Raw genomic sequence first — 21,837 nt, 5'->3', positions numbered from 1 at the left:
AGTGTGAGCGATGAAGACAACGGGTAATTTGGGGCTGAAAAAGCCGGATGGCACAGATATCGTAGATATCACGGATTTGAACGGCAACATGGATATCCTGGACACCGCCGTCAAGGCTGTGCAGGACCACGCCGCCGATACAGTCAAGCACATCACGGCGGCTGAACGCACCGCATGGAATGCCAAGGCATCTACCGCAACTGCAACGGCGTCTGCTGCCGGTCTGATGGCTGGAGCGGATAAGTCGAAGCTGGATAGTGTGGCGCAGGGGGCTAATAATTATGTGCATCCTTCCACGCACTTGCCTTCGATCATTGTGCAGGATACAGCCAACCGCTTTGTCAGTGATGCAGAAAAGGCTGCCTGGAATGGCAAGGCGAATCTATCTACTACTCCGCAGCAGACTACGGCGGACCTCACCTACTTTGTAAGGACGGATGGGAATGATGGGAATACCGGATTATCGGACACGGCTGGCGGGGCATTTAGGACGATACAGAAGGCTATCAATAGCATTCCAAAACATGTAGATCATGCAGTTAATGTGTATGTACAACAAGGGGTGTACGACGAGGATGTCAAGATTGCCGATTTTAACGGAAACACCGAAATTTACATTAACGGTGCGGGAGCCCTGGCGCAGGCATCTGGTTATTCGGTTCGAAGCTTCTCTCTTTACGGATGTACAAATCAGGTAGTTATTCAAGGCTTCACCGTCACAGCAACTTCGCGGACCGCCTTCGCCATCGCTAACGTTAACTTCTGTCAAATATGGAATAGCCGAGCCGTTGTGCAAACGACCCCGATCTATAACGGGGTTGAAGCGACAAATGGATCAGTCGTAAGGGTTTCATCATGCGAAATTTCAAATAGGTCGTCTGCAATACAGGCAACGCAAGGATCCACAGTAATCTCAGTAAACAACATAGGGGCCAATAATTTTATCGGTATTGATGCCGCCGAGGGCGGAATAATCAGAAAAGCAGGAACGCAGCCTGGATCGCCAACGCCAGAATATGCGACCAATGGCGGGATCGTCACAATGGGGGTCCTTAACCCATGGGGAGATAATACAGTCGATAATCGCTCTTTCTCTAGTGTTTATCGGACAAGTACTCAATATATCGCGGCATCTACATCAACCAAAGTAACATTCCAAGTTGTATTCCAGGATGCTCTTGGAGAATTTTCTACGGCGAACAACCGATTCACAGCATCTAAAGCAGGTCATTACTTGCTTACCTCACGTTTAGGAATTAACAGTCTACCCGACCAAACCTATGCTGACTTGACGATTATGTTAAATTCGGGGCCAGCGTCAAACTCTCGGCTTAACACCTCGGGGATTACTTCTGGGCAACAATTAGATATATGTGAAATCATTCCAATGAACCCGGGGGATTATTTAGAATTATTTATAACTTCACCAGGCGCACTTAATGTTGAAGGCGATCCCACGAGAGGTTGGGTTCGCGTACAAAGATTATCATAAGGGAGGCTTAAGAATGAATATTTCACTAGCAATCATGTATCTATACCCGGACACTACCCCGTTGCGGGACTTCATCGTCCAGGACAACGGCCCAGAACCCGTCCTGCGGCCGGGAGCCGAAGATAAAGGCCGTATCCGCTACGAGATCAAGTCGCCTGAGAACGGCGAGGAACTCGAAGAGGGCGTCCACTACCGCTACGGCATCGACTACAACCTACTGGTCGAAGGCGAAGACTACGATCTGGTAGAACGGGGACCGTTCATTGCGGTCTGGAAGCTGGATGCGCCGCAGCCGACAGAAGCTGAACTGCAAGCAGCATGGGAAGCGTACCAGGAAGCTGAGGCTAACAAGCCGCCGGTGCTGACGGAGATAGAGCAGCTGCAACAGGAGAACTTGCTGCTGAAGGCGCAGAATAGTGCGCTTACTGAGCGTGCGGATTTCATCGAGGATATTATCGCCGAAATGGCAACTCAAGTTTATTCTTAAGCGTCCGGCGGGTTCCCTTACGTTTTAAGCGTATTAATAGAAAGGTGGTGAGAGCAATGGCCTTGTTTTTTGCGCAACGCGTTACACTGGGAAAGACTAATTATAGTGAAGTTCCCTTTACGCTGAAGCCTGCCGTCAAGGAGATTCTGGTGGAGAATGGATTGGAGTTTCTTGTAATTGAAGAGTAACTAACTACTACTACAGACGCATATCAATAGAGTCGATGGCGTGGGGTTGAGAATTGAAAGCCGAAAACAGCAGTTGGATTTTCTCCACTTGCTGTTAAGCAGGAGGGGCTTTTCCAAGTAATAGTTGGAAAAACAGCACTTGCTATAGCTGCAAAGCCCTTAAAGGGCGAGTTGGAACAAAAATAAGTGACGTTTATCCATTTAATCCCTTAAAACACTTCTATGTAACTGAATTAAGATACGTTTTTCCAACTGCTGTCATATGGTTTATTACACTCCGAGCGATTCCGCTTGGGGAACAGGTTATGATCACCCGCCAGGGTGTTTTTTTGATTCTATATGTTTTGCAGGATTACTTTGGTGCCTCCGGCCCCGGCCGGGGGCATCACTATGACTAATCACACAGAAGGGAGTGAAGCAATGGACAGCAACGATGTTGCGAATTTGGAGAAGCTGCTGCCGCTCGCGGATAAGTACGGGCTGGCCTATCTCATCGCTTTGATTCTGCTCATGATTCTGCTTGTGCTTTTGCGGTCAATTGTGAAGGGGAATCTGGTGCCGCGTGAACTGCTGGAGCGTGCCGAGGAAGACAGGGACAGGCTGCAGAATATCCTCGACAAAGAGCGGTCTGACTTCATGGCACCGACGCTCGAAGTGCTGCAACGCTTGAAAATCGACCATTCAGCAGGCGGCCATCCGGATGGTACTCATGATGAAGACAGGAGGGGATAACGTGCTGAGTAAGTGGATCAAACGGCTATCGCCCCTGCACCGGGATCAAGAGCGAAAGCTTACACAGGCGGGACTTAGAGTAGCACTCTCTATCCGCAGGTACAAGAATGTATCCCAGGACATACAGGAGGAAATCAGGAACAACGGGTTCGCCGAGTTCCTAATCTATGATCGGGGGGCAGAAGATGAACAGCATTGATATTGTGTTGTTAATAGCGTACTCCATATCCCTTATCTGTGCGCTGCTGCTGATGGCTGCGCTTTATTTGTATTTCCGCCGAAGATTCCGGGCGCGCGTAGTCAGTTTGTTTATGCTGGCAGCGTTCTTTTTTCTGGGAGCATATACCGTTAAAATGGCGGTTGCCCTCTGGATCAGATTTAGCAGCACCTCCGGCACGGAGGCAATGTTAGGCCCGCTGCAATCGAAAATCTGGGCCATTGCCCAGACCGGCACCACATTGGGGCTGGTTATTCTGACCTTGTTAATCTACACCAGACGTCAGGATCTGTTCGTGGTACTATCCCAAATCAGAAAAGGGAGGAATCGGCATGCTGACTCTCACACAGGTCCTAAATAAATCCGCTGCCCGTCTATCCGGGCTCCATCCCGCCGTACTCGCCGCCGCCACTGCGCTGATTGAACGAAGTTATGCCTGCGGTGTTCCCATCCTGATTACTCAGGGACTACGGACGATTGCCGAACAGGATGCACTGTACGCCCAGGGCCGGACTAAGGCGGGAGCGGTTGTCACGAATGCGCGCGGCGGTTACAGCTATCACAATTATGGGCTGGCGGTGGATTTTGCGCTGCTGCTTCCGAATGGATCAAGTGTGTCCTGGGATATGAACAGGGACGGGGACCATGACGGTACCGCTGATTGGCTGGAAGTAGTGCAGCAGGCGAAGGCTATCGGATTTGAGTGGGGCGGGGATTGGACTAGCTTTAAGGACTACCCGCATTTTCAGATGAGCTTTGGATTACGACTGGCGGATCTCCGGACAGGTAAGAAGCCTGCTGCTGCGGCAGTGGAGGCGGTGTATGAACGGATGAATCAGAAGGAGGTGCAAGCAGTGAAGGGCCAAATGAATGTAGCTGTCAAAGTAAATGGAAAGAAGATCACGGAAGGGTGCCTGGCAAACGGGGTTACCCATGTTCCCGTACGTAGTGTTGCAGAAGCGCTGGGTGCCCGGGTGGTCTACAACTTCGCTACACAAACGGTGGAAATCACCACCGCAGATCAGAAAGGAGGGAGCGTATGATTTACAATGAGTTGTTTGATAATGTGTTAGCTTTTGCGTCACTGCTGGCTGTGGTCATCCTGGCCCTGGTTCAATTGATCAAAAAGAATACCTGTCTGCCGCGCAACGTGATCCCGTTTATCGGACTTGGTATTGGACTGGGGATTGGAGCGGCGGCGTATCCTTTTACAGAGCTGGATATGGCCTTGCGCCTATGGGCAGGCGGGCTTGCCGGGCTGTCTGCGACAGGATTATTTGAATTGGCACTTAATAACCGGGAAGGCCGTACGATGAAATAGAAGAGAATGGTGCCGTCCTTCAAGGACGGCATAGCCGTTTGCAATTCAATTCAACGGGTAATAGAATAGGAAGAATTACATAATTATTTTAGACTGTATAAATAGCCGAATTGGTGTATAATCGAAATTACTGCATCGCTTTACCGCGCAATAAAGTTGGAGATTTCCGGGCGGTTTTATTGTATGATATGAGGAAAGCTTTTAAATAGACAATGTTAAGAGCATTGATCCGGAAGAGGATGGGGGGAGCAGCATGACCGAACTTACGACTACCGTTAGCAAAAGCAACTCCAACAATCTGCTGCGGCGAGACGTACGGTTCCTGGGGAATATACTGGGCGAAGTCTTGGTACACCAAGGCGGCAACGAACTGCTGGATATCGTGGAGAAGATCCGGGAGACCAGCAAGTCGCTACGCTCACTGTTTTTGCCTGAACTGCACAATGAATTTAAAGAGCTGATCAGCTCACTGGACCCGGAGAACCGTCATCAGGTGATAAGAGCATTTGCCATTTATTTCCAACTGGTGAATATAGCGGAGCAGAACCACCGGATTCGCCGCAAACGCGACTACGAACGTTCTGCCGGGGAGACGGTACAGCCCGGGTCAATTGAGAGCGCGATTCAAGAGCTTCGGGAACGGGATTTCTCCCACGAGGAAGTTCATGAGATCATGAGCGGCATGTCTCTGGAGCTGGTTATGACCGCCCACCCTACAGAAGCTATGCGCCGGGCGATTCTCGATATCCACAAACGGATCTCCGACGATGTAATGGGGCTGGATAATCCGACGCTGACCTTCCGCGAACGCGAACAGCTTCGGGAGAAGCTGCTGAATGAGGTTATCACCTTGTGGCAGACGGATGAACTGCGTGACCGCAAGCCTACGGTACTGGATGAAGTGCGCAATGGGATGTATTATTTCCATGAGACGATTTTTGAAGTCCTGCCGGATGTCTATCAGGAGCTTGAGCGCTGTCTGAGCAAATATTATCCGGGCCAGAATTGGCATGTACCGACCTATCTGCGTTTCGGTTCCTGGATTGGGGGGGACCGCGACGGCAACCCTTCCGTGAAGGCAACCGTAACCTTGCAGACCCTGCGTCTGCAGCGCAAGCTGGCTATTCGTGAATACCAGCGTATTATGCGCGAGCTGATGCAGTACCTGAGTTTTAGTACAAGCATCGTGAATGTAACGCCGGAGCTGACCGAGTCTATTGAGAAGGACCGTAATATTATCAATCTCAACCGGGTCGATGCCTGGCGCAATGATAACGAGCCTTACCGGATTAAGCTCAGCTACATGATCTCCAAGACACAGAATGTACTGGACGATGAGAAAAAAGGCACGCCTGAGCGCTACTCATCCCCTGCACAATTTATAGACGACCTGAACGTGATTGACCGCAGCCTGCGGCATCACTATGCCGATTATGTAGCAGACACCTACATTAAGAAGCTGATCCGTCAGGTGGAGCTGTTCGGCTTCCATACCGCAACTCTGGATGTCCGCCAGCACAGCCAGGAGCATGAGAATGCGATGACAGAGATTCTGGCGAAGATGAATGTTACACCGGATTACTCCAAGCTGGGAGAGCAGGAGAAGATTGAACTGCTTGAGAAGCTGCTGAATGACCCGCGTCCGCTGACTTCCCCTTACCAGTCTTATAGTGAGGGTACAGAGGAATGCCTTGCGGTATACCGCACGATCCACCAGGCACAGGAGGAATACGGCCAGCAGTGTATCACAAGTTATCTGATCAGTATGGCTGAAGCGGCAAGCGATATTCTTGAGGTCATGGTCTTCTCCAAGGAAGTCGGCTTGTTCCGCAAAGACAACGACGGTACGGTTGTATGCACTTTGCAGGCTGTGCCGCTGTTTGAGACGATTGACGACCTGCATGATGCACCGCAAATTATGCGTACACTGCTCAGTATGCCGATCTACCGGGATGCCGTCAGTGCGATGAATGATCTGCAGGAGATTATGCTTGGCTATTCGGACAGTAACAAAGACGGCGGTGTGGTTACAGCGAACTGGGAGCTGCGCGTGGCGCTGAAGCAGATTACAGCAACTGCCGATGATTTCGGCATTAAGCTGAAGTTCTTCCATGGCCGTGGCGGTGCGCTTGGCCGCGGCGGTATGCCGTTGAACCGCAGTATCCTGGCGCAACCGGCTTCAACCATCGGCGGCGGTATCAAGATTACCGAGCAGGGCGAGGTCATCTCTTCCCGTTACTCGATGAAAGGCATTGCTTACCGCAGTCTGGAGCAGGCAACGTCTGCTCTCATCACAGCGGCTATTCATGCCAGATCGCCGCAGACGGATCTGTATGAAGCGAAGTGGGATGAGATTATTGCCCGTATCTCTGAAGTCTCTCTGAACAAATATCAGGATCTGATCTTCCGTGATCCGGATTTCCTTACGTTCTTCAAAGAATCTACACCGCTGCCGGAGGTGGGGGAGCTGAATATCGGTTCACGCCCGTCGAAGCGGAAGAACAGTGAACGCTTCGAGGATCTGCGTGCTATTCCATGGGTGTTCGCCTGGACGCAGAGCCGTTATCTGCTGCCTGCCTGGTATGCTGCCGGAACCGGACTGCAGAGCTTCTATGAGGGGAAAGAAGAGAATCTGAAGATCATGCAGCATATGTATGCCAACTTCTCGTTCTTCACCACCTTGATAGATACGCTGCAGATGGCGATTTCCAAGGCCGATCTTGTGATCGCCAAGGAATACGCCGGTATGGGCAAAAACGAGGAGGCGCGCGACCGGATCTTCGGCCAGATCGAAGCCGAGTTCAAGCTGACCTCCGAGCTGATTCTCAAAATTACCGGCCAGCAGGATATTCTGGATAATGTTCCGGTCATTCAGGAGTCGATCCGCCTGCGTAATCCTTACGTTGATCCGCTCAGCTACCTGCAGGTTCAGCTCCTTGCCGAGCTTCGCGCCCTGCGCGATGTGGAGGGCGATGATGCCGAGCTGCTGCGTGAAGTGCTGCTTACGATCAATGGTATCGCCGCCGGTCTTCGGAATACCGGCTGATGCCTTTTGCTTGAAGCACTCGGTCTCCGGCCTTGTTCTTCAAAGTCGGCGAAGCCGCTTTAAGGTTTGGATCTAAAAGTCGGCTAAGCCACTTTAAGGTTTTGATTTTCTGATCTTAGGCCTTGATCTTTCGGTCTTGAATCTTTGAAGCCGGCCCTAAGCCGCTTCAGAAGTCCCGCCCACTTCCTAACCGGAGGTGGGCGTTTTTTTATTATAGGAAATTGGCGGTCACGAAGGCACATGGGCTATATGTATGCGGAAAACCGAATACATTGGGTGGTCATGAGGGTTATCGGTCAAATGTATGCGGAAAACCGATTAGAAATAGAATGAGGATTAAAGCAGGTGGGGTGAAGGAAAGGAGGCCTGGAGTCAAAGACCCGGCCGCCCCCGCCAGCCCCCGTCCGCTTTTCCCAGCACAATATATATAGAAGGTAACAATACAAACCTTGATTTTTACCAGAACTTGAATTACGATTTAAATGCTTGTACCGTGGTTTCGCAACTTAAGATATACCAAGGGCGGCAAGTCTGGGGGAGTTAACAGGTGGAGAATCTCGAAGGCAGACTGACAAAGCTCGCCCTGAAGGGCGACCAAAGGGCATTTGCCGAGCTTGTGGAACTATATAAAGACAAAATATATCATTTGGCTTACCGTATGCTGAATAACCGCCATGAGGCTGAAGATGTGGTTCAGGAGACGTTTTTGCGCGTCTACCGGAATTTGGACAGGTATGATGATAAGCAGAAGTTCTCCACATGGATCTACCGGATTGGCACGAATCTCTGTATTGACCGTCTGCGCAAGCGGCGGCCGACGTATTCACTGGATGCCGAGATGAACGACCAGGAGGGGATTGACGGGTATTCGATGATTCCGAGCGACAATGTGACCCCGGAGACGGAACTGTTGCTCTCGGAGACACAGAGACTCATCTATGAAGCCATCGACAGCCTGCCCGTGAAGTACAGGTCGGTGATGATTTTGCGGTATTTGCAGGATTTGTCGCTTCAGGAGATCAGTGATGTGCTGGATATGCCCGTAACGACGATCAAGACCCGGGTGCACCGCGGACGTGAGTTTTTACGTAAAAAATTAGGCCCCAAAATGTAAAAATAGATTATTTTTTATGAAACTCCTGCAGGGCCGTGACGTATGTAAGTTAAGCAAGTCTTATGCGTCCTGTTCCTATGCCTGAATAATTAAATAAGCATTAATGAAAGGATTGGCTCCTATGGAATGCAAACTGGCCGTCTCTATGATGCACGACTACCTGGATGACGACTTGCCCGAACTGCAGCAGAGGGAATTGAAGGAGCATCTTCTATCCTGTACAGAGTGCCGTGCGAAGTTCAAAGAACTGGAACAGACCGATATGCTGATGTTTTCCCTGATGCATCAGACGCCCGTAGCCTCGGAGGATCTTGTAGGCCGGATTATGGATTCATTACCGAAACCGAAGAAGGAAAGAGCTTTTATCACCTGGATCAAGAGACATCCGGCGTTGACCGCGGCCTCTATGTTCATTCTCGTGATGCTGATGAGCTCGGTGACATTCTGGAACCAGGATAGACAGCTTGTGGTCCGGGGGACAGACCTTGATCAGGTTGTCATCCAAGGGAATACGGTAATTGTACCTTCCGGCAAAATTATCTCCGGTGATCTGACGGTGGAGAACGGCAAAACTCAAGTGTACGGGGAAGTCAACGGTAATGTAACGGTCATCGACGGCTCGCTGTATCAGGCTTCAACCGCCCATATTTCCGGGCAAGTCAAAAGCATAGACCAAGCAGTAAGCTGGATCTGGTATAAAGTGACAAACATGTTCTCTGAAGTTGCCTACCGATAGCTAAATGTTGGTCGCTTGTAGCAGAAAACTCATTTGCGCCTCTTTTTCCGGAAAGATGGCGCTTTTTTGTTGCCTGAAATAAAGGTTCTTCAATTTCCCGGCCGTGAAACTTGCAACCGGAGGCTGAACGTTATAACCTAGAATAAGATTAGGTGTTAAGTTAACATACTATTTACATAAACCCAGCTAATTTGAAATGACGGGGGTTGTCGGCCATGAGCTACTTTACCGACCTTACATGGAAAGAATCCATTAAAGATATAATCGATATATTAATTGTTAGCTACATTATCTATAAAGTGCTCAATATGGTACGCGGAACGCGGGCAGTCCAGCTCCTGAAGGGGATTATGGTCCTGGTCGTCATCTGGGGCGGCAGTACTCTGCTGGATCTGTATACCCTGAGGTGGCTGATGAACCAGGTGTTTACGTTCGGGATCCTTGCGATCTTTATTATTTTTCAGCCGGAGCTGCGGCGGGGGCTGGAACAGCTCGGAAGGGGCAGGTTCTTCGGACGTACGGCGGAGAATGATGAGGAGATCAGCAAATTAATCGGCGAAGTTATTAAGGCTGTGAATTATTTGGCTGTACGCAAAATCGGGGCATTAATCGTATTTGAACGGGCCACGGGGCTTAATGAATATACGGAATCCGGAATAGCGATGCGGTCAGATGTCAGTTCAGAGCTGCTGATCAATATTTTCATCCCCAATACCCCGCTGCATGACGGAGCGCTCATCATGCAGGGGAATCAGATCGCTGCGGCTGCCTGTTACTTGCCTTTGTCAGAGAATCCGTTCATCAGCAAGGAACTGGGAACAAGGCACCGGGCTGCCATCGGCATCAGTGAAGTGGCGGATTCAGTATCTGTCGTCGTCTCCGAGGAGACCGGCCTGATCTCCCTTGCCATTAATGGACAAATTGTCCGGGATATCAAGGAAGAGTCGCTGATCTCGAAGCTGCACCAAGAGCTGAGCTCAACGCTCAAAGAAAAGAGTTCCGCTTTCTGGAAATGGAGGGGGAACAAGAATAATGGATAAATGGATGAAGAATAACAACTTCAACAAAATCCTTGCCCTTGCCCTGGGGATTATCCTGTGGACCATTGTGCATGTAGATACAGCACCGACGTATCAGACTACCGTAAACACCGAATCGAAGACGATTGAGAATGTCAAAGTGGAGATTGAAGGCTTCGACAGTGATAACTATGTATTAACCAAGGATGTAGATAGCGTCAGGATGGAGGTAAGAGGGAAAAGGTCAGATCTTACCTACAAGTTCTCCGACGCATACCGGGTATGGCTGGATCTTAAGGATGTGAAGCCCGGCGATAATACGCTTCCGCTGATGTATTCGACGCCGAGCGGTGTAACCCTGGACGATATGGTCCCGAATCAGGTGAATGTGCATATCGAGCTGCGGACGACCAAATCTTTTCCCGTCTCGCTGAATATTACAGGGGAGCCGGCGTCAGGCTATGAAGTAGGGACTCCGGTGATCGACCCGGCCTCTGTGGAGGTTACTCTTCCGGCAAGTGATCTTGGACGGGTAGCGAAGGTGCAGGGGAAGATTGAGCTGGATGGGGAGAATGAGGCTTTTAGCGAGAAGAAGCTGAGGCTCTACGCGCTGGATAACAAGGGGAACGAGCTTGAGGATGCGGTGATTGAACCGTCCACAGCAGCGGTAGAAGTACCTATTACCCTTCCGTCCAAAACCCTGCCGCTGGACATCAGCTTTACCGGCAGTCTGCCCGGTTCATTAGTTCTGTCCAGGGTGACGCCCGAACAGGATATGGTAACGGTATACGGCAGCGCAGAGACGCTGAAGAACTTGTCCTCTTATGAGGCCGTACTTGATTTAAGCACGGTTAAGAATGCAGGCACAGAGCAAATGAAGCTGGAGCTGAAGCCGCCCGAGGGAACCGGCAAGATTGAACCTGCTGTAATGAATGTATCCGTCTCTGCAGCGGAGATTACCCAGCGGACGCTCTCTGCTATGCCTATTAAGCTGGAGGGCGTTAGCAACGGGCTGACAGCCCTTATATTAGACCCTGTAAGCACCTCTATTGATCTGACGATCTCAGGTGCACCTACACTGCTGGACCAGCTTGACCAGGACAGTATCAGCGTGGTTGCAGATGTCGGGGGGCTTACGGCAGGTATTCACGATGTCACGCTACAGGTATCGCTCCCACGGTTCATCACGCTGCAGAACACCCCTTCGCAGCTTATAGCGAAGATCGAGCTATTGGCTCCTGCAACGCCGGAGGCTACTGTGGGGGCTGACAGCAGTACGCCCGCTCCTAGTCCGGAGCCGAGCGCTGAGCCTGTTACCGGTGAGGAGACGATTGTAGAGCCTACACCAGCCCATACCAGCGACATCGTGGAGGAGACCCCGTCTCCCACGCCTACTCCGCCGGAGAATGAAGTTACCCCGCCAGCGGGCGGCAATAATGCCGGCAGTACGGGCGGAACGTAGCTTGCCCGGGCACGGATTAACAAATCGTTCATACTATAATTTATTAAGCTGAAGCAGCGTATTCAAAAGGAGAAAAAAAGATGGGTAAGTATTTCGGAACAGATGGCGTACGCGGGGTGGCTAACCGTGAATTAACAGCAGAATTGGCCTACAGTATTGGACGCTGCGGCGGATATGTGCTGGCGGGAAATGTGGAAAAGCCTAAAGTCGTAATCGGTATGGACACTCGGATCTCTGGTCCGATGCTGGAATCGGCACTGATTGCCGGGTTATTGTCTATTGGTGCGGATGTAATCCGACTGGGTGTAGTATCTACACCGGCTGTTGCTTATATTACAAGATTGCTTCAGGCGGATGCCGGAGTCATGATCTCTGCTTCGCATAATCCGGTGGAGGATAACGGGATTAAGTTCTTTGGCGGAGACGGCTTCAAGCTGACTGACGAGACGGAGCTGCGGATTGAAGAGCTGATGGATGCGGAGCAGGATGAACTGCCGCGTCCCGTAGGGTCAGGTCTTGGCACGCTCCGGACAGATGATGAAGCGAAGTATCTGTACCTGGACTATCTGAAGACCACCATCGACCAGAGCTTCAAGGGCATGAAGGTTGTACTGGACTGTGCACATGGCGCAGCGTATGAGCTGGCACCTCGGCTGTTCAGAGAACTGGGCGCAGAAGTCATCTGCATCGGGGCTGAGCCGGACGGGCTGAATATTAATGACGGATTCGGCTCAACACATCCGGAGACCTTGCGTGCAGAAGTGCTACGGCATGGTGCGGATCTGGGACTTGCTTTTGATGGGGATGCCGACCGCCTGATTGCGATTGATGAGAAGGGCGACGAGGTGGACGGCGACTTCATTCTCTGCATTTGCGGAGATGCCATGAACCGTGCAGGGAAGCTGAAGGACGGTACTATTGTATCGACTGTAATGAGCAATATCGGATTCTACAAGGCTACAGAGAAGCTGTCACTGAATACGGCGAAGACTGCTGTCGGTGACCGTTATGTCATGGAAGAAATGCGCCGCGGCGGCTATAATCTGGGCGGGGAGCAGTCCGGTCATGTAATTTTCCTGGATTATAATACAACAGGCGACGGGATTCTGACGGCTATTCAACTGGTGAATACCATGAAATCTTCGGGCAAGAAGCTTAGTACGCTGAAGTCCATGATGACCAAATATCCGCAGGTGCTGGTGAATGTGCGCGTGCAGGACAAAACCAATTACCCGAACAATCCGGCGATTGAGGCCGCGATCATAGAAGTAGAAGGCAAGCTGGGCGACAATGGGCGTGTTCTGGTGCGTCCTTCGGGAACCGAGCCGCTGATCCGTGTGATGGCGGAAGGGCCGGATAAGGCCGAGCTTGATCTTTTTGTAGGACAGATTGTGGAAGTGGTTCAGCGCGAGCTGGTGTAATCACTCCTTCTCCATATCGCTTGCACAGACAGCCGGTGATCCGTTATATAGGAGGGTTCACCGGCTGAATGATTAGAGTGGGCGCGGCTTTGTAAGCTGTTGTGAAATGGTTAAGAAAGGTTTTCTTCACTGTGCCGTTGCCAAAATGGTATCAGGTGCATATAATAGACTAAGTGTCATTCCAGAAGGAAAGCGGGGATAGTAAGGTTCATGCAATACAAGCGCCAGAGCTTGATCTTGCGCGGGCGAGAAGGGAAGAACGGAGTCTGCCGAATAGGGCAGGACGGTCTGAACGGATCACGGCAGATGTAAGCTGACGAGGTGGAGGTGTTCGAAATGTTCGGCGGGGACCTCCCGGTGATGCACCAGAGCCGTAAATGGAAGCGGAAAATGCGAGGGCGACCTTGCACACAACGCTTCTGTGGGTGCCAAAAATGGAGAAGTACAAATCATGGGCAAGCGTACATGCAGGAAACGCAGATGGTTCTGCTGCGGCAGAAGAGAAGACTGTGCATTTTATTACTGTAAGTGACAGGTTATTTTGTTGCGTATCATGGACAACATCATATTTGCTTTTCTTCAAAACATGCCGCACGGCACGTTTCTTTCCTCATGCGCCCCTAATTACGATAAATTGGACGGAGGAAAATATAATGTGTGGTATTGTGGGATATATTGGGAATCAGAATTCGCAGGGGATCTTGGTAGAGGGTTTGAAAAAGCTGGAGTATCGCGGGTATGATTCCGCAGGTATTGCTGTGTTCACCACGGAAGGTCTGCAGATTGTGAAGGCACAGGGACGTATGGCGAATCTTGAATCCCGTCTGGACGCGACTCCGCTGACAGGCAGCGCTGGCATTGGCCATACCCGCTGGGCTACACACGGCAAGCCATCCGATGAGAACTCTCATCCGCACACAGATAACACTCACAAATTCTCGGTTGTTCATAACGGGATTGTTGAGAACTATCTGGACCTGAAGGAAGAGCTGATTGCCGGAGGAGCCATCTTTACTTCCGAAACAGATACAGAAGTAATCTCCCACCTGATTGCCCGTGAATATAATGGGGATATCGTTAAGGCTGTACAAAAAGCGATCACTTACATGCGCGGAGCGTTCGCCCTGGGTGTGCTGACTGAATATGAACCGGATAAACTGGTAGCTGTACGTCAAGCCAGTCCGCTGATTATCGGTCTTGGAGAAGGCGAGAACTTTATCGGGTCAGATATTCCTGCACTGCTGGAATATACCCGCAACGTATATATTTTGAACGACGGCGAAATGGCTGTATTGACACGGGATGCTGTCGAATTAATGACGATTGAAGGCAACTTTATTTCTCGGGAAATGATTACTGTCGATTGGGATGCGGTTACCGCAGAAAAAGGCGGTTATGAGCACTTCATGCTGAAGGAAATTCACGAGCAGCCAAAGGCTTACCGCGATACCATGCGCGGACGTATGAATGCTGAAGGCAACAAGGTCATTCTGCCGGAGCTTAACCTGACGGAAGAACAGATCAAGAACATCCGCAATATCCAGATCGTTGCTTGTGGTACTGCATATAATGCCGGTCTTGTTGGACGTAACCTGATTGAGTCCCTGGTGCGGATTCCGGTAGAGAATGACATTGCTTCCGAATACCGCTACCGTGCGCCAATCGTGACTCCAGAAACACTGGTTATCGTAGTCAGCCAATCCGGTGAAACTGCGGACACATTGGCCGCTCTCCGTGAAGGTCAGGCCAACGGAGCACATGTGCTGGCGATCACTAACGTAGTAGGCAGCTCTATTGCCCGGGAAGCGAACAGTGTACTGGTAACGCTGGCCGGACCGGAAATCGCCGTAGCCTCTACCAAAGCGTACACCTCCCAGCTGATTGCGTTCACTTTACTGGGTCTGTATCTGGCTGAAGTACGCAGCACCCAGTCTGAGCCTGAGGTTGCCAAGATTCTGGCGGCTATGCAGTCTCTGCCGGAGCAGGTAGAAGTGATTCTGGCGCAAAAAGATGTCCTCAAAGCCTATGCCGAGCAAATTGCTGTGCACAAGCATCTCTTCTTCATCGGCCGCGGCGTAGATTACGCAGTAGCTCAGGAAGGCTCGCTGAAGCTCAAAGAAATCTCCTACATTCACTCCGAAGCCTATGCTGCGGGTGAACTGAAGCATGGTACACTAGCGCTGATCGAAGAAGGCGTTCCTGTCATTGCCCTGGCTACCCAGGAATCCGTGCTGGAGAAGACCGTCAGCAACATCAAAGAAGTGAAAGCCCGCGGCGCCCATGTCCTGGCCGTCACACATGAAGAACACAAAGACGACCTGCTCCGCTCCGTTGACCAGGTATTCGTGATTCCTCAGACCCTGCCGCTGCTGACCGCAGCCCTGTCTGTAGTATCCCTGCAGTTGCTGGCTTACTACGCGTCTCTGGCCTTGGGTCATGATGTGGATAAACCAAGAAACCTGGCTAAGAGCGTTACTGTGGAGTAAGGGTGGAATCAGTAAAGGAAGTCTTGATTGATTACATTAAAGTATTGTTCTGATTTAAAAAAATTCATTATAGTATTGTTTTGAAAAAGTATTCAACGATTAAATTAATCAACATAAGCCGTCCTAATAATTTAGGGCGGCTTTTTTGCTGGGAAATTACTCGAAAAAATGAATATCAGAGGATGGACGCTTCACTAAGCTAATGGGAAGGATATGTTAATCAATTAGCGAATACTTCAAATAAGTATAAGTAAAGAATCTGCATGAACCATAAAAAATTCAAAAAAGTGAAGGAGCAGCATAGCCTTATGAAACTAGGACATATAATGATTTTCGTTAATGACATGACAAAGACGAAATGGTTTTATTCTGAATTGCTGGGTTTGCAAACTCTGTTAGAGCAAGAAAATAAGCTTATATTTGCCCTTGACGGCTGTCAGCTTATAGCTTTTAAGTGTGAAAAGACCAAAGAAATTGGGGATTATTCAAACGAAGCTAGAACAGTTTTGGTGTTTGAGGTCGTATCTGTTGAGCAAACTTATAAAGAAATGAAGGAAAAGGGTATTCAATTTTTGCATGAGAAACCTACTGAGGGGCGATATGCTGCTTTCGTTGATCCATTTGGTAACGTACATGAAATCGCTGAATCGTTCGACACTTAGTAAGTATGAGAGAAATTTAATCCAAAGGAGTATAAGTTTATGAGCTATGATATTCATATTACGAGAGCAGATCATTGGACAGAGAGCACGGAAAGTCCCATTTCACTTGATGAGTTAAAGGTTTTATTTTCGGCTAAAAATGATTTTGAGTATTCTAATACATTTTCAATATCTGGTCCAATTCAAATATCAATAAACGGTGATTTTTTTATATGGAAAGTTGATGATGTAATGGATAAGATGAAGGAGATTGCTAAGGAACTTAATGCGAAAGTACAAGGGGATGAAGGAGAATTATACTAAATCATTCTGATATTATCTTAAGCTAATTGATTATAAGGAAGCACCTTAACCTGCTATTCTTGGTGGGGCAAATAGACGAAGCGCGTAATAAGGAGGATATATGATGATGAAAAAATGGACGATTTCTTTGCTTTCATCAGCACTTTTTTTGCTGCCTTTAACAACAGAATCTGGTTATGCATCAGAGGCTTCTACATCTACTACGATTAACAATGGCCAAATAAACAATGGTCGAGTACTAGTTCCATTACGCGCAGTCTCCGAGAATCTTGGTGCAAGTCTGGAATGGTTTCAAACGGACAAAGTTGTTAAAATCAAAAATGGGGATTCAACCCTATGGCTTGCCGCAAATTTCAAACGTGTCATTATTGAAGCTGCTCCATCGAGTGAAACTCCGGACACACCGTCCCGGGAATATGTGGATTTGGATACTGCCACACAGGTCATCCAAGGAACAACGTATGTCCCTCTACGTTTTGTTAGTCAGTCGTTAGGAGCAACTGTAGTATGGAACCAACTGTCTAAACAAGCAAAAGTGACGTTAGGCAACAAGGGACTTGTTGTCAATATGAAGACCCCGTCTATTCAAATTCCGGAGAAAAGCAAAATTACTGACTCACGCTTGAAACTACTATCGGATAAATTAAACCAAGCATCCAATATATCTTCCATTAAAAATGTAAATTCAACCCTCCAACCCTATTTCACGGATAGGTTAATTAAGTCTATTGTTCAGAACAAAGGTTTGAACACAGCAGGTACTTATGAAATGCCTGTCACTTCACCTGTTTATACTAGCAAGAATTCGGCCACACTTTCGCAATCTGTAATACTGGCGAATGGTCTTACAGGAGAAGATCAATATGCTGAAGATCGGACGGTCACTCTTATATTCACTAACGGCACTTGGAAGGTGGATAGCGTGAATAAGGCGGCTAGAGTTCTAATATCAGGATTCTCTGATTATCACCCTCAGTAAAGAAAATGGTATAGTAGGGTTAGAATTTCTATTTCTTAAGCTGATGGGCAGGTGTGGAATTTGGAAGGGAATAATGGAAAAGGAAAAACTCACCTTAGGGAATTTATGACTTGGGCTGGGGAAAAAGGCTGGGACATAATGAGTAAATCCGGTTCTCAGCTACATTTAAATAGTGGCATTACTTCAAGATATAAAGGACTTCCAGATGAATATTCCGAATTTCTAAATGTAGTTGAAAAATGCGTTGCACCGGATGAGCAAACCTGGTTTATTTGTGAGGCGGAGTTCAACAATAGCACGGAGGCCGCATTCCAATGGAATGAATTTGAAATGCTTAGTCTGGAGGCCGCAGAGGGTGATTCTATTTGGCGCTCAGAGATAACGGCCTGGTGGGATCATCACTTGCCGATTGTAATGTCTGTGGAGGATGGATATTCCTTCTATGCCATTGACTTAACAACCGACGGTGGGGCTATTGTCCGTGGATGTGAGCCTGAATTTGAAGAGGTTGAAAAAGTAGCCGATTCGTTTGGAGAATTTCTGGCACGGTTAATGTCAAATTGAGATTAACGTAGCTAGGAGAGGTTGCTGCTCTTATGAAGATGCCACCTCCAGTCCAGAAAAGAGGAATGTACAGTGAAACGGGCAGATCCGGTTAAAATATATAATACTTCTGTGGAAGCCACGCTTGAAGTGATTGGAGGAAAGTGGAAACCTGCTATTCTTTTTCATTTAACCTTTGGGAAGAAACGGAATAATGAATTCAAAACGCTGATACCAAAAATCACTCAAAAGGTATTAACGGAACAACTTCGGGAGCTTGAAGTGGCAGGGATCGTTCTACGTACTTCCTATAATCAGGTTCCTCCAAAGGTTGAATATGAGTTAACGGAGTATGGGAGTAGTCTAAAAGAGATTCTTCACCTGATGTGTAGATGGGGCGAAACTTATATTGAGCGAACCTACGGGGAGAATGCAGTTGTTCTGGATAACCCGCCAAGTGAATCTGAACCTGAAAACTAACAAGCTGACCTTATGGAAGGTCAGCTTGTTAGTTTTCCATCGTCTGTTAAGGAATGACTTTGCGTTTCCGGAAATCATCAAAGATATCTTTAAACATCACTTCCGTGTCCACGTATTCATGAAAGCCTAATCGGCGGGCCTTTGATCCGTCGGAGAAGAAATCGTAGTTCCAGGAAAACACAAAATCTCCAAACTGCCAAGACGAGACAGCTTTATAGGAATGTGGTGCAAGACCATGCTTTTTAACCATGGTGTCCCATAGCTCCTCCTTATCAGCCATGATCATATCCAGTGACATGGGCAATGGAGGTGCTGTCTCCAACTCGAAGTAACGGGCAATTTTGGGCCAAAGTTCATTCCAGCGAAACAAATCTCCGTTTGTAATGTTAAATGCCTGATTCGCACAGTTCTCTTCTGTCGCTGCCCATACGGTTGCTTTGGCGAGTAGTCCAGCATCCGTCATCTCCAGGAGGCTATCATAAGCCCCCGGCTTTCCCGGGAACCGTAGAGGAAGCCCAAGTTCCTTCGACATAGACGCGTATATGCCAATGACCATGGCCAGGTTCATCGGGTTCCCGAGCGCGAATCCGCACACGACTGAAGGACGAAGGGCTGACCAAGTCCAGGATTTCCCTAATTGTCTTTGTTCTAAAAAATCTTGCTGGGCAATATTGAATTCTGGAGGCATATGATTCGCGTCAGTCTCACGTGCAGGTGTCTTGAAAGGACCGAGATGTGCACCGTATACCTTGTATCCCTGCATCAGACTGACATGCTTCAATCCCGGCGCTATCGGTTCCATAACTTCTACAACGTTCACTAACATAGCCAGGTTGGGTGGAACGAGTTCGGCCCAAGTTGGCCGGTCTTGATACGCAGCATAGAAGATGTGGGTTACCTCAGTTAGCCCTTTCAATTGTTCACGGGTTTCATTTATATTGAGTAAATCGGCCGCCACATAACGTACACGATCGGTAGATTCTCCACCTCGACGTGAAACGCCAATAACGTCCCAGTCGGGTAAAGTAATAAGGTGATGGATTAGGTTGCGACCGATCACACCATTTGCGCCAATGACCAGAGCGATTTTACGTCTTTCAGTAGATTCATTCATCATCGTGTCTCAACTCCTTAAGTGCAGTGATTTGTTCAACGTTAGTTTGTAACAAATATCAACACTTGAGAAGTACGCACTTTGAAGTAACTAAAGTACTTCATTGTAATCTAACCAGTCCCGCTGGTGTCAAAAGAAAGGTATGTGATGGAGTACCCTGTACCTAATTTTCCTTATTCGATTCAAAGTGCTTGACTATGACGTTAGGTCATAGTGCATAATTCTCACTATCAACTACTTGGAGTGAGAGATATGAATATAAAAACATTGCGTTCAGACCGAATTTATCAAAAAGTTGCCCAAGCTTCGCCCGAGGAAAAGCTTGAATTATTCAGAAACGAAATGATGGCTCCCTTTATGAAACAATGGAAAATTCAACAAATGCCTTTTAGAGCTGAAGAAGCGAATGGTTTTGACGTTGTTACGTTCAATAGTATAATGCACCGCTCCCCTGATCAGATTACCGGGCAGATTTCATCAGAGATCGAGTTGATTTCATCGGATTCTTTTTGGTTAGAGTGTGAGCATGCTGTGAAGAAAAGCCTCCATCTATTTATAGAACATGAAATAAATCTCCCTGTATCCGAATATTTGTTTACCATTCAACTAGGAAATCCGGAAAGCCGTGCCTTATTAATAAATGAAGGATATAGCGGCTTCGGGGGCATCCCCGGGTTTATCTGGGGTACACTCTTGCCAAATGAATACACGCTTCCTCGAATGAAGGCTTCGCTGGCGCACGAATGCAATCATAACGTGCGGTATCAATTTATTCAATGGGATCACACCGTTAATTTGGGCGAGCTTATTGTAAGTGAAGGATTAGCTGAGAACTTTGCTACGCTCATGTTTGGAGAAGAGTTGCTTGGCCCTTGGGTAACGAAAACAAATGCAGAAACACTTAACAGGCGCATTAAGCCCGTGCTAAGAGAGCAATTGCAATTAACGGGGTTTGATCAATTTGCCCCGTATCTTTATGGTGATGAGATCGCAGAACTTCAGAGCTTCAAACCGGTCAATATGCCTTACAGCGCCGGCTACGCTTGCGGATATTATTTAATCCAGTATTACCTAAGAAAAACAGGAAGAACGATCTTTGAGGCAACAATCACGCCTGCTGCTCAAATACTAGACGAAGTAAAGGGATTTTGGGATGAAGAAACCATTATTAGCGGTTAAAGATATTGTTCAGATAACAGGCATTACAGCTCGTACCTTGCACTATTACGATAGAATCGATCTATTTAAACCGACACATCTGACGGAAAAAGGGTATCGCCTATATGATCGAAGCAGTTTGGAAAAACTTCAAACCATTTTATTCTTAAAGGAATTGGATTTTTCCTTGAAAGAAATTGCGGACATTTTAAAGCTGACCAGGCAAGAACAGAAACAAATATTAAAGAAGCAGAGACAAACTTTATTATTGAGAAAACAAAGACTGGACAACATCATGACTGCTCTTGATGAATACGTTTCGGGGAATGATATTAGTAATTTACACATTTTTAACCATTCTTCCGTTTTGCCATTGAAAGAACAGTATGCCAATGAGGCAAGGTTCATTTATGGCGAAACAGAGGCGTACAAAGTGTATATTGAGACGATGGAAAAACTATCTGTCGATGAAAAAGAGAAACGTTTTTCCGATACTGAGGAAATATATAAAAAAATTGCGTCTTGTATCCATCAGGATCCTTCCTCCGATGAAGTGCAGCGATTAATCGAAGAGTGGAAAGGAAATCTAATGCAATTCATGACCTGCGATGCAGAGTTACTGGCTTGCATTGCCCATACCTACAAATTCGATGCACGCTTCAAAAGCTACTTTAATCAATATGGCAATGAGGATTTAGCAGATTTTCTTTACAGCGCAATTATGCAAAATATCAACCGGTAATCATCTGCAGAAGCCATTCTACCGGCAGTTGAATATTGCGCAAGTGATCATTCAACCACCGCTTGATAGGATTGCGTTTGCGAAAATGCTATGCTGTTTTTGACAGTGCGCACTGTACATTTTGTACGACTTGGA

23 protein-coding genes are annotated in these 21,837 nt (G+C 48.1%); 22 read left to right on the top strand and 1 reads right to left on the bottom strand.

The genetic code is table 11. The annotated features are described in order from the left end of the window. Window positions 1–10: 10 nt before the first annotated feature. From HQN87_RS25115 to HQN87_RS25025, 20 genes are all read left to right on the top strand, one after another. A complete protein-coding gene (locus HQN87_RS25115; RefSeq protein WP_216857443.1) occupies window positions 11–1,492 on the top strand; it encodes a pectinesterase family protein in 1,482 nt (493 codons plus the stop codon). 13 nt (window positions 1,493–1,505) lie between these two features. Continuing rightward, a complete protein-coding gene (locus HQN87_RS25110) occupies window positions 1,506–1,979 on the top strand; it encodes an XkdW family protein (RefSeq protein WP_173138933.1) in 474 nt (157 codons plus the stop codon). A gap of 56 nt (window positions 1,980–2,035) precedes the next feature. Next, entirely contained in the window at window positions 2,036–2,167 is a 132-nt protein-coding gene (locus HQN87_RS32840) for a CD1375 family protein (protein WP_281424945.1), read from the top strand. Between the two features lie 390 nt (window positions 2,168–2,557). Next, window positions 2,558–2,899: a hypothetical protein gene (locus tag HQN87_RS25105; protein ID WP_173138931.1), complete on the top strand. Its 342-nt coding sequence runs from the start codon at window positions 2,558–2,560 to the stop codon at window positions 2,897–2,899. Window position 2,900: 1 nt separating this feature from the next. Next, on the top strand, window positions 2,901–3,098 hold the full coding sequence (locus HQN87_RS25100) for a hypothetical protein (protein ID WP_173138929.1): 198 nt from the start codon (window positions 2,901–2,903) through the stop codon (window positions 3,096–3,098). Next, window positions 3,085–3,477 (top strand): hypothetical protein, encoded by a 393-nt coding sequence (locus HQN87_RS25095; RefSeq protein WP_173138927.1) that lies wholly within the window; start codon window positions 3,085–3,087, stop codon window positions 3,475–3,477. The genes HQN87_RS25100 and HQN87_RS25095 overlap by 14 nt, the downstream gene beginning before the upstream one ends. Beyond that, the gene (locus HQN87_RS25090; protein WP_173138925.1) at window positions 3,449–4,159 is read left to right on the top strand and encodes a M15 family metallopeptidase; all 711 of its coding nucleotides are present in this window, start codon (window positions 3,449–3,451) and stop codon (window positions 4,157–4,159) included. Before HQN87_RS25095 ends, HQN87_RS25090 begins: the two co-directional genes overlap by 29 nt. Next, complete coding sequence (locus HQN87_RS25085) at window positions 4,156–4,437, top strand: holin (protein ID WP_173138923.1); 282 nt, start codon at window positions 4,156–4,158, stop codon at window positions 4,435–4,437. Before HQN87_RS25090 ends, HQN87_RS25085 begins: the two co-directional genes overlap by 4 nt. Before the next feature lie 253 nt (window positions 4,438–4,690). Beyond that, window positions 4,691–7,483: a phosphoenolpyruvate carboxylase gene (gene ppc, locus HQN87_RS25080; RefSeq protein WP_173138921.1), complete on the top strand. Its 2,793-nt coding sequence runs from the start codon at window positions 4,691–4,693 to the stop codon at window positions 7,481–7,483. Window positions 7,484–8,030: 547 nt separating this feature from the next. Then, window positions 8,031–8,597, top strand: a complete 567-nt coding sequence (gene sigW / locus HQN87_RS25075) for an RNA polymerase sigma factor SigW (RefSeq protein WP_173138919.1) — start codon at window positions 8,031–8,033, stop codon at window positions 8,595–8,597. A 121-nt stretch (window positions 8,598–8,718) separates the two neighbouring features. Then, on the top strand, window positions 8,719–9,333 hold the full coding sequence (locus HQN87_RS25070) for an anti-sigma factor family protein (protein ID WP_173138917.1): 615 nt from the start codon (window positions 8,719–8,721) through the stop codon (window positions 9,331–9,333). A 215-nt stretch (window positions 9,334–9,548) separates the two neighbouring features. Next, on the top strand, window positions 9,549–10,373 hold the full coding sequence (cdaA, locus tag HQN87_RS25065) for a diadenylate cyclase CdaA (protein WP_173138915.1): 825 nt from the start codon (window positions 9,549–9,551) through the stop codon (window positions 10,371–10,373). Next, complete coding sequence (locus HQN87_RS25060; RefSeq protein WP_173138913.1) at window positions 10,366–11,814, top strand: CdaR family protein; 1,449 nt, start codon at window positions 10,366–10,368, stop codon at window positions 11,812–11,814. Before cdaA ends, HQN87_RS25060 begins: the two co-directional genes overlap by 8 nt. An 80-nt stretch (window positions 11,815–11,894) precedes the next feature. After that, window positions 11,895–13,235, top strand: a complete 1,341-nt coding sequence (glmM, locus tag HQN87_RS25055) for a phosphoglucosamine mutase (protein ID WP_173138911.1) — start codon at window positions 11,895–11,897, stop codon at window positions 13,233–13,235. Window positions 13,236–13,888: 653 nt separating this feature from the next. After that, on the top strand, window positions 13,889–15,721 hold the full coding sequence (gene glmS / locus HQN87_RS25050) for a glutamine--fructose-6-phosphate transaminase (isomerizing) (RefSeq protein WP_173138909.1): 1,833 nt from the start codon (window positions 13,889–13,891) through the stop codon (window positions 15,719–15,721). A 308-nt stretch (window positions 15,722–16,029) separates the two neighbouring features. Beyond that, entirely contained in the window at window positions 16,030–16,383 is a 354-nt protein-coding gene (locus HQN87_RS25045) for a VOC family protein (protein ID WP_173138907.1), read from the top strand. A 39-nt stretch (window positions 16,384–16,422) separates the two neighbouring features. Further along, window positions 16,423–16,686, top strand: coding sequence for a hypothetical protein (locus HQN87_RS25040; RefSeq protein WP_173138905.1), 264 nt, complete (start codon window positions 16,423–16,425; stop codon window positions 16,684–16,686). Between the two features lie 103 nt (window positions 16,687–16,789). Continuing rightward, window positions 16,790–17,665: a stalk domain-containing protein gene (locus HQN87_RS25035; RefSeq protein ID WP_173138903.1), complete on the top strand. Its 876-nt coding sequence runs from the start codon at window positions 16,790–16,792 to the stop codon at window positions 17,663–17,665. A 60-nt stretch (window positions 17,666–17,725) separates the two neighbouring features. Then, a complete protein-coding gene (locus HQN87_RS25030) occupies window positions 17,726–18,229 on the top strand; it encodes an SMI1/KNR4 family protein (protein WP_254075658.1) in 504 nt (167 codons plus the stop codon). Between the two features lie 72 nt (window positions 18,230–18,301). Beyond that, complete coding sequence (locus HQN87_RS25025; protein ID WP_173138901.1) at window positions 18,302–18,688, top strand: winged helix-turn-helix transcriptional regulator; 387 nt, start codon at window positions 18,302–18,304, stop codon at window positions 18,686–18,688. Between the two features lie 46 nt (window positions 18,689–18,734). Here the strand turns inward: HQN87_RS25025 and HQN87_RS25020 are convergent, their stop codons facing one another. Then, window positions 18,735–19,802, bottom strand: a complete 1,068-nt coding sequence (locus tag HQN87_RS25020) for an SDR family oxidoreductase (RefSeq protein WP_436836495.1) — start codon at window positions 19,800–19,802, stop codon at window positions 18,735–18,737. 252 nt (window positions 19,803–20,054) lie between these two features. Between HQN87_RS25020 and HQN87_RS25015 the strand changes: the two genes are divergently transcribed. Further along, entirely contained in the window at window positions 20,055–20,981 is a 927-nt protein-coding gene (locus HQN87_RS25015) for a DUF2268 domain-containing putative Zn-dependent protease (protein WP_173138897.1), read from the top strand. Then, window positions 20,956–21,702: a MerR family transcriptional regulator gene (locus HQN87_RS25010; RefSeq protein ID WP_173138895.1), complete on the top strand. Its 747-nt coding sequence runs from the start codon at window positions 20,956–20,958 to the stop codon at window positions 21,700–21,702. Before HQN87_RS25015 ends, HQN87_RS25010 begins: the two co-directional genes overlap by 26 nt. Window positions 21,703–21,837 lie beyond the last annotated feature (135 nt).

It is taken from the genome of Paenibacillus tritici (assembly GCF_013204885.1).
Taxonomy (GTDB): domain Bacteria; phylum Bacillota; class Bacilli; order Paenibacillales; family Paenibacillaceae; genus Paenibacillus_AQ; species Paenibacillus_AQ tritici.
The sequence above is the reverse complement of the archived record's forward strand: the minus strand, read 5'-3'. Positions and strand labels throughout refer to the sequence as shown.